Genomic DNA, 8,798 nt, shown 5'->3' with positions numbered 1-8,798 from the left:
AATACCGGTAAGTCTCGAACCCTTCTACCGTAGCGCCAAAATAGTTCTCAATCGCGGCATACAGTGCTTCCGCCGCAGCTGTATACGCTGCCTGCGCCTCTTTCTTGCCCAGCGAGACAGCTAAATCCGCAGCATGCTGATAAGCGGCATATGCCAGACATGAGGTGGACAAATTAGCCGAGCCGCTCGGGAATCGGTTCTCCAGTTCATCCGAATCGGAGGCGATGACGCCTGCTTCGGTTTTCTGCCGCTCGCAGAATTCCAAGCTCCATTCGATCGCAGGCCATAATTCCTCGGCAATTGCCAGATCCCCTGACGACAAAGCAAACAGTGAAGCGCCATAAGCGTACATCGCGGCATCGCCGCGGTCTCCTGCACCCTCCCAAATATCAATGCCTTCGGCAACGATAGAGCTTGGGATTGGTTGATAATCCGGGCCCATAAAGCTGGTGTACAGCCGAAGTGCATTCAGCGTCGCTTCATTACCCGGCGCATATCCTAAATAAGGGAATAGAGGTCCTGCATATTCGACTTGGTCATTCGTCCACACGGCCGCGTAGTAATGGCCGCCGCCTGGACTATGCATCAGACCGTTTCTCGTCTCGAAAATACTTTCCGATGTTCTCAGCTTGGCAAACGCGAACATCCGGTCCAGCACCGCATCCGGTGTTTCCAGAACCAAATGGTTGCGGCTCTGTGCAATCAGCCGCTGCCGCTTGCCCTCTTCCTCCTTCATGTCCATGCCATATTCCTGCTCTTTCAGAGCTCTGGCTGTTATGGCAGTACCGAATTGCATCCACTGCCCCGGCTCAAGCGTATGCTCATCTCCGTCGGCATCATGAGCCGCAGCGATTAAATAGATACCATAGGCGCCTTTTACAGAATTTGTTGCACTGCGATCGATAACCTGCACCTTAACCGGCTTGTCCGACATGTTCGTCAGCGTTACCTTCTCCAGCGCGGCTTTGGCATCAGCAGACGGGAAAAGCGTTCTTGCAATGACAAGTCCATCCTCGGCTTCGCTTTCCATCGTAAGCATGCCGTCAAACTGAAACCAGACGGGACGCTCATTGACGCTTTGCTTTCCGTTTATATGAAGGAACGGCAGCGCTTCCTGCCCAAACTCCTGCATCAGACTTCCATGCGTATTATTCGGAATCGTCCGCAGCCCCGGCCAGACAACTGTGCGGGACAATACAAGCTTGCCTTCCCCGTCTACGCCATAGCGCACAATCATAGAAACTTGCTTGCCGCTCATCTCCAGATGATCTTCATGCGGCTGCATGCGATCCTTTGCAACTTCCCACATAATATTGTCTTGCCCGATCTGCCACCTTGCATCTGTTTGTCGCTCCATAGCTGTCTCTGCCTCCGTTAGTGTCTGACGATGCGCTTAGCCTTTAATCGCACCGTCGGCCATGCCTTTGATGAAAAACTTTTGAAGAAATAAATAGACGACCGTTATCGGCAGCATACCGATCAAGCAGCCTGCCGCCACCCAGTTAATATTGCTTTGGAACTGCGAGATGAACATCGACAATACGACAGGCACTGTCTGAATGCTTTTCTGCTGCAGGAAAAACAGAGAGAACTGGTAGTCATTCCACACTTGAACGCCGATCAAAATAATGATAGTAGCTGTAATCGGTTTCACGAGCGGAAAGATTAAGCGGAAGAAGATGCTGTATTGGTTGCAGCCGTCTATGACTCCCGCCTCATCAAGCTCCTTCGGAATACCGCTAATAAATCCGGTATACAGAAAGATCGTCATCGGCAGCGCAAAAGTCACTTGCGCCAGCGAGATTGCCCAATACGTATTAATGCCGCCCAGATCGACGACCAGTTTATAGAGCGGCACCAAAATCGTAAGCGGCGGAATAATGAGACAAGAGATACAAACGGTATAAATGAAGTTATTCCATCTTGTTCTTCGTCTGGCAAGCGGATAAGCGGCAATCGAGCCAATAACGATAACAAGCAGCAATACGATGCCCGTAATGATCACATTGTTCAGGATCGCTTTGCCAAGCCCGGCTTCTCTCCAGACGTCCATAAAGTTGCCAAAGTCCAAGGATTGAGCCGGAATCCATTTGGAGCCGACATCTCCTGCGCCCTTGAAGGACAAGTTGATCAGAATGTAAAAGGGAATGATATGAACGACGACGATGAGACCGATGATGATATACTTCAGCAGATTCTTCCCCATCTTACATACTCACTTCCCTTTTACGCAGCATTCTTAACAAGGTCAGACTGACAATACCAATTAGAATAAACATGACATTGCCCAGTGCGGCCGCATAACCGGCATCCTGCCTCGCGAAGTACAAGTTGTACATCATCGTCGATAAAGATTGCGAAGCGTAACCGGGTCCGCCGTTCGTCAACGCGACGATAACGTCGAACAGCTTCAATCCGCCGATAATGTTGACGACTACATTAATCGTTATCGAAGGCATAAGCAGCGGCAATGTGACACTCTTGAAGCGGTCGAACCAGCGTGCGCCGTCAATGGAAGCGGCCTCATAATAGTCTTTCGGAATCGACTGCAAGCCTGCCAAATAAATAATCATCGCAATGCCCATGAACTGGTACGTATTGACGAAGGTAATGATATTTACAGCTACAGGACCGCTGGAGAGCCAGTCGCTTGGCGCCATATGAAACAAAATCCGGATATCATTGATCGCTCCGCCGTCGTATTGGAAAAAGAAGTACCAAATGTAGCCCATAATAAGCGGGCTAATAATGACCGGAAGATAGACGATCGTTCTCACCAAACCAACGCCGCGTAATTTCTGATCCAGAAACAAGGCATAGATGAGACCAAGCAGGTTTTGAAATATTGTGCTTCCAAAGCCGTAGATCAAAGTGTTCTTCAATGTAATAAAGATTTTCTTATCGGTCAGCATTTGTGTATATTTATCCCAGCCGACCCAATTGAATGAAGGTGAATAGCCGTCCCAATCTGTAAACGAAATACGAATGCCCTTCACCATCGGATAAAAAATAAACAAAGCGAACAGAAGCAGCGCCGGCACATACATCAGATTTAATGCTTTCGGCGATAGAAATACCTTTTGCAGCGCATTTGGCTGCCGCAGTGCCATTCGGTTCGCGTTCACGCTTTTCTTTGTCTCTACAGTATTCAACTTCCTTCTCTCCTTCCGGAAAACGCTTCTAGCTGAACAAGTTACGGCCCCCACCCTGATCCTGCTGAAGATAAGGGCCGTAGGTTATCCTTTATGACTCTGACTATGAAAAGCTACTTAACGGCAGCCGCTCTCAGACGATTGTATTCTTTCTCCATATTCTCGGAGAATTGCTTGACGGTAATGCCGCCGGAGATGAGATCCTGACCGTTTTTACACATCACATCCCACATGCCGTTTGGCAAGAAGACGCGGTCAAAATACGGTAATACACGAATGTCTTTATACTGCTCGTAATAAGTGCTCAGATCACCTGCATCAACTGCGGTGCCTTTAATGCCGGAAGGCAAAGCGTTGGAGACCGCAACCAGCTGCGCATTTTCCGGTTTTGCGAAGTAAGCGACAAACTTTTTAGCCGCTTCAATGTTCTTCGAGTCTTTCGATACGCCCCAAGTCGTTTTCTCGCCGCCTACAAAGGTTGGCGTGTCACCCTCTACGATAGATGGAATCGGCATAAAGCCTGCATGCAGCTCCGGATTGATTTTTTTCGCTTCTTCAATTGCGTATGCTCCGTAGAACAGGAACGCTGTTTTGCCTTCTGCCAAAGCTTTCGCGTCATCATTGTATTTCGCAGTCAGGACATCTTTGTTCAAATATCCCTTCTTGTGCAGATCCGCGAACATTTCCGCAAATTGATCCCAGTTGCTCCAGTCGAAGCTTCCGTCGAGCAGCTGTGCGGATTGATTCTGTGCTGCGCTAATATACAGCGGATTGGCAAAGTAGTCGAAGTATTGACCCACTGGCCAGTTGTCTGAACCGCCCATATGGAAAGGAGCGACAGCGCCTCCGCTTTCCTTCGTAATCGTTTCCGCCGCTTCCATCAATTGTGCATAGGTTTGCGGAATCGCGATGTTGTATTTCTCCAGCACGTCTTTGTTGTAGACGATACCCGATTTATCCTGATCCATCGGCAATACGTACACTTTGCCGGCATCATCCGTTACAGCAGGCTTGATCGCTTCATCCAGCGTCGCTACCCAAGCCTCGTCTTTCAAGTCCGCCAGGTATTGGCCGTAGCGGAGCTTAGCCCAGCCATGCGTCGAGAACACATCGGGCAAGTCATTGCTTGCCATTTTGATTTTCATCATATTCTCGTAATCTTTGCCCGGCGCGCTGAAGTCGACCTTAATCGTCGGATTCTCTTTCATAAAGTTATCCGCAATCGCCTGCAGCACTTTGGCTTGCTCGCCGACAACGTTCGTCGCTACGCTGATCGTTACTTTTTTGCCCGAATCCTGCTCGGTTGCCTGCTTGTTCCCGTTGTTCTCAGCCGGTTTCTTTTCATTGCCCTGATTGCTGGATCCGCATGCCGACAAGATGCCGGCAAGGACGATCATAACGACTAACAGGGACTGCCATTTCATGAATTTCATTCTTGTTTCCCCCTTGAAATCTATAATGTAACGGCTTACAAAATCATCGTAACATGCATGATTGCGTTTACAATGATGGATATCTACACTCTAGATGCGGTTTTCTACAATGCTCATTTTGCATTGACGCGCGCGCAACCTCCCATTATGCTTGTTGTTATTCAACTGCTTTCAGGAGGCTTTGGCATGCCGTTCAGTTTCTCGCTTCGCAATAAATTAATGGTCATTTTTATCGCGACGATCATTTTGCCGTTTCTCACGCTGGCGATCATTCTGCCCACCTATTTCAAAGGACTGATCAGCGAAGAAACTCAAAATGTTACATCCGGTGCCATGAATTCTTTATCCCGGAACATTGAGACGTATCTGGATGACTTGGATCGCCTGACCTTACTGCCCTACTATAATGATGAACTGATCCAAGCGCTCAAAATTACCGCCTACCAATCCGAGTCGAGCCTTGATGATTATACCAAACTTAAAACCTATCGGGCGCTCAACGGAACTCTGCCTAGCTACTTGCTCAATACGCGTAAAGAAATTATAAACACCGTAATGATTACTAGAGATGGAAAAGGCTATTTGAGCAGCAAATTCGAAGCGAATAAGCTTGTACAAGGGTTCCCCTACCAGGAGCAAAGCTGGTACCAGAAAGCCGTCGAAGCCGATGGCAAAGCGGCCTTCATCGGTTCGCATAAACAGGATTATTTGTCGGACACGATGAATAGGCGCGTCTTTTCAGTCGCCCGTCTCATTAAGGATCCGGATTCCAAGCAGCCGATATCCGTCATTATTGCCGATGCCGACTATGGTGCTCTGAATAAAATCATCGATGACATCGCATTCAGCAGCCGGTCGATGATCGTCATTATGGATGAGAGCGGCGAGCCGGTATATTCCAATAAAGAAGTGCCGATTTCGCTAAAATCCCAGCTGAAAAATCATCAAAAAATAACGATTGGCGATCAGAAATATGTATCGCTGACCAAAAATTTAACGTCTGCGGATTGGCAAATTATTGTGCTGCTGTCGGAATCCGAAATGAATGGCAAAATCCGCTGGATTTCCAACGTCGCCGTCATCGTATCCGCCGGAGGCATTGCCATTACCTTCATCCTCTTTATGTATTTAACAAGATGGATCGTAACGCCGTTCAAGCGCATCATCGAGGTGATGAAGCAAGCCCGGACCGGCAACTTGCAGGCTCGGTTCACCTCGGTCGGCAAGGACGAAATTTCACTGCTCGGCCAATCCTTGAACAAGATGATTTATCAGCTCGACGACATGATTAACCGGGAATATAAAACGGCGCTATCGTTGAAAAAGGCGGAATATCAAGCGCTGCAATCGCAGATTCAGCCCCATTTTCTATACAATGTGCTGACCGGATTTATCGGACTGAATCAAACCGGGGAGAAACGCAAGCTGGAGGATGCAATCTTCGCCTTAAGCGGCATGCTACGCTATATTTTGGCTGACAATCAGAATACGACGATTGCCCAGGAGTTTCAAATTTTACAAGGCTATGGACTGCTGCAGAAGCTGCGTTTCGATGAGAAGCTGCAGCTCGATATCCATTTCGAGAAATCGGTCGGATCATTCTCCATTCCTAAACTGCTTATTCAGCCGATTGTGGAAAATGCAATCATTCATGGCGTTGAGCCTAGCGAGTCCCCTTGCCTCGTAGAAGTGAAAGCGTTTATTTATGTTGATGAAGAAGGCGAATATATTCGGATTAAAGTACGGGACACTGGGGTTGGCTTCCAGCTCGAAGCAGCTCCCTCGGCCGGACAGCATCTCGGAATTGCTAACGTGAAGACCCGTTTGGAGATGCTCTATGACGAAGCCGAATTCCGAATCGAGAGCAGTCCCGGCTCAGGAACAAGTGTCTATATTACCATCCCTCTAAAAGGAGCGCAGCTATGAGAGTTATTATTGCCGATGATGAAACCTGGGTACGGACAGCCATTAAAAACATGTTATTGACGCTAGACATTCCGCTCGAAATTGCTGGCGAGGCCAGCAACGGCGAAGAGCTGATTGCCATGACAGAAAACCTGCAGCCCCAGCTTGCTTTCATCGATATTCACATGCCGAAGGTGGACGGCATTGCCGCCATCCGCGCAGCGAGAACCGTATCTCCACGAACGAGATGGGTCATTCTATCCGGTTCTGCCGACTTTCAATATGCGCAGGAAGCCATTCGATTGGGCGTCAAAAACTATTTGCTTAAACCGGTGGATTCCTCCTCTCTATCAGCCTGTGTCGAAGAGATTTTAGCCGATTACAATGAAGACCTCGTGAAAGGAAATGAGCAATTCGAATTTCTGACTTCCTCTTATGTATGGGGGAACCGCAATTTGCAGGATTTGGCCGAGCTCCCGTCCTATCGCTATGCGGGCACACTAATCTGTATGGACAGCTCCCTATCAGAATCATTAAAGCTGCAGCTTATTCAGACGTGGTTGAAAGAGCTGCATGATTATATGCGCAAAGCGATGAATCATAAAGAGATTCGCTACGCCCGAATTACGCTGCGCAACGGAGAAGACGCGATCATTACGGCATGGAGTCCGCCGCATCACGATGCAATGGCAGTCCTTCGTTCGGAGCTGAACCTCTTTATTGAATCTAAGATGATGGAGTATGGGACGGAATACTTCGCTTTGACGGCGCTGCAAAGCGATATTTGCGACAACTTGGAATCACTGGTGGAACAGTTCAACGCCATGCTGGCCGCAGCCTCGCTCCGTGCCATAATGCCAGAAACCCGTCTGTGGCTTAAGAAGGAGCTGGACTATTATCAGGCCAAGGATCAGACTCTCGCGGAAATTGGCAAAACAGCGGATCGTATCGTCAGAGCCTATCAAAGCAATGATTATCTCGTCTATAAGAAGGAGATTGATGGGCTGGAACGTCAACTGCTCGCTCTTCCCCCGCATCAGCTCAAGACGGGGCAAGCTTTAATCACTTTCTTCAACTTGAATATGAAAAAGGTGCTCGATGCGGATCTGCCTGCGAAAAGCTGGATCGGCAAGCTTCGCGAGCTAGGCGAGAAGCTGCTGCCAGCTTCGGCTAACAAAGATCAGGCCCATCAAGACCTTATCAACCAAGTCATTCGCCATATCGAGCAGCATTATATGGACGATATCAGCATCCATCAATTGGCGACACAATTTCATATTACGCCCAATTATTTGAGCACGCTGTTCAGCAAACGATGCGGTGTTACTTTCTCGAAATACATCACGCAAATCCGGATGCACAAGGCTAACGAGCTGCTAATTGAACACCCGGCAATGCGGGTTCAAGATATCGCCAAGCAGCTTGGCTACTACAGCAGCAGTCATTTCATTAAAGTATTTTCCGAGTTCCATGGTTCCTCCCCTTCCCAATTCAGAGAGCAGCTGCTCCGCAAATAATACCGACACCCTGTCGAAACAAAGAGCGCCCTTAGCGGGCAATGTCATTAAGTTAAGCACAGGGTCAAAAATTACGAAAAAGAGCAGCTCGATTGACAAGTAGATGCAAATGTGTGGCGTAGCCCCTTGAAAAAACGAGGAGGTTACGCCGATGAATACGTACGCAGATTCATTAAAAAAAATGCTGACATTCCTCATACGAGAAATGTCAGCCACCCCAGCACCTTATATCAAAAACCCTAAAAACCCGAAAGAAAAAGTTGCCCTTTGAGACGGTCATGCAACTCCTGATCTCAATGGTCGGCAACAGCCTATATAAGGAGCTTCTGGAATCGCAGGGAACTACCGCGGGTATCGCTTACTTGCCATTGACGGTTCAGATTTGAACTTAATGACATTGCCCTCCGCTTCCCTCTTTTACCTGGATATCAACTTTCCAAATTTACCACTTCACTTCAAAAGCTTCGCCATTCTCTCCCGAATAACGTCTGCTTTCGTTCTCATCGGAGACAACCAGCTCTATGCCTGATGGAAGCGCATTGACGACGAGATCGAATTGACGGCCAAACGCCTGGATGGAACGAAGAGCCATCGTGCTCCAGCCCTCCAGCAATCTTGGAACACAGTTGAACGCGGATAGTCCGATTGGTTGAATACCGAATAATCCTTCCGTAACGATACGGCAGTAGAGCGCGCTTTCCGCTGATAGATGACGCTGATTGCCTTCCGGATAGGCCTCCACTGGATAAGGAACGTGATCGCCAAGCAAACGCCGGCCCGAGTAGGACGCT

Annotated in this window: 7 protein-coding genes; 2 read left to right on the top strand and 5 right to left on the bottom strand. The window is 48.5% G+C overall.

All coding sequences use genetic code 11. The features are described 5' to 3' along the window. The 4 genes from IEX98_RS05455 to IEX98_RS05440 all read right to left on the bottom strand — a co-directional run. The coding region (locus IEX98_RS05455; RefSeq protein ID WP_188887866.1) for a hypothetical protein at positions 1–1,357 on the bottom strand (1,357 nt) is incomplete at its 3' end. 36 nt (positions 1,358–1,393) lie between these two features. After that, positions 1,394–2,206 carry a carbohydrate ABC transporter permease gene (locus IEX98_RS05450; RefSeq protein ID WP_188887865.1) on the bottom strand — a complete coding sequence of 271 codons (813 nt, stop codon included), beginning with the start codon at positions 2,204–2,206 and terminating at the stop codon, positions 1,394–1,396. A gap of 1 nt (position 2,207) precedes the next feature. Beyond that, on the bottom strand, positions 2,208–3,152 hold the full coding sequence (locus tag IEX98_RS05445) for a carbohydrate ABC transporter permease (RefSeq protein WP_374705313.1): 945 nt from the start codon (positions 3,150–3,152) through the stop codon (positions 2,208–2,210). 113 nt (positions 3,153–3,265) lie between these two features. After that, entirely contained in the window at positions 3,266–4,585 is a 1,320-nt protein-coding gene (locus IEX98_RS05440; protein WP_188887864.1) for an ABC transporter substrate-binding protein, read from the bottom strand. 186 nt (positions 4,586–4,771) lie between these two features. Between IEX98_RS05440 and IEX98_RS05435 the strand changes: the two genes are divergently transcribed. Together IEX98_RS05435 and IEX98_RS05430 are read left to right on the top strand one after the other, a co-directional pair. Then, positions 4,772–6,511, top strand: coding sequence for a cache domain-containing sensor histidine kinase (locus IEX98_RS05435; RefSeq protein WP_188887863.1), 1,740 nt, complete (start codon positions 4,772–4,774; stop codon positions 6,509–6,511). Next, positions 6,508–8,007, top strand: coding sequence for a helix-turn-helix domain-containing protein (locus IEX98_RS05430; protein ID WP_188887862.1), 1,500 nt, complete (start codon positions 6,508–6,510; stop codon positions 8,005–8,007). The genes IEX98_RS05435 and IEX98_RS05430 overlap by 4 nt, the downstream gene beginning before the upstream one ends. A gap of 442 nt (positions 8,008–8,449) precedes the next feature. On the opposite strand, the gene IEX98_RS05425 is transcribed toward IEX98_RS05430, so the two are convergent. Further along, positions 8,450–8,798, bottom strand: a 349-nt coding sequence (locus IEX98_RS05425) for a hypothetical protein (RefSeq protein ID WP_229691973.1), incomplete at its 5' end; no start/stop codon positions are given.

It is taken from the genome of Paenibacillus radicis (ex Gao et al. 2016) (assembly GCF_014641555.1).
Classification (GTDB): Bacteria; Bacillota; Bacilli; order Paenibacillales; family Paenibacillaceae; genus Pristimantibacillus; species Pristimantibacillus radicis.
Note: the sequence above shows the minus strand (reverse complement) of the source record. Positions and strands in the feature narration are given on the sequence as shown.

Coding starts and splice junctions, on each gene's coding strand:
- IEX98_RS05450 (WP_188887865.1), bottom strand. CDS start 2,206: ATGGGGAAGAATCTGCTGAAGTATATCATCATCGGTCTCATCGTCGTC.
- IEX98_RS05440 (WP_188887864.1), bottom strand. CDS start 4,585: ATGAAATTCATGAAATGGCAGTCCCTGTTAGTCGTTATGATCGTCCTT.
- IEX98_RS05435 (WP_188887863.1), top strand. CDS start 4,772: ATGCCGTTCAGTTTCTCGCTTCGCAATAAATTAATGGTCATTTTTATC.
- IEX98_RS05430 (WP_188887862.1), top strand. CDS start 6,508: ATGAGAGTTATTATTGCCGATGATGAAACCTGGGTACGGACAGCCATT.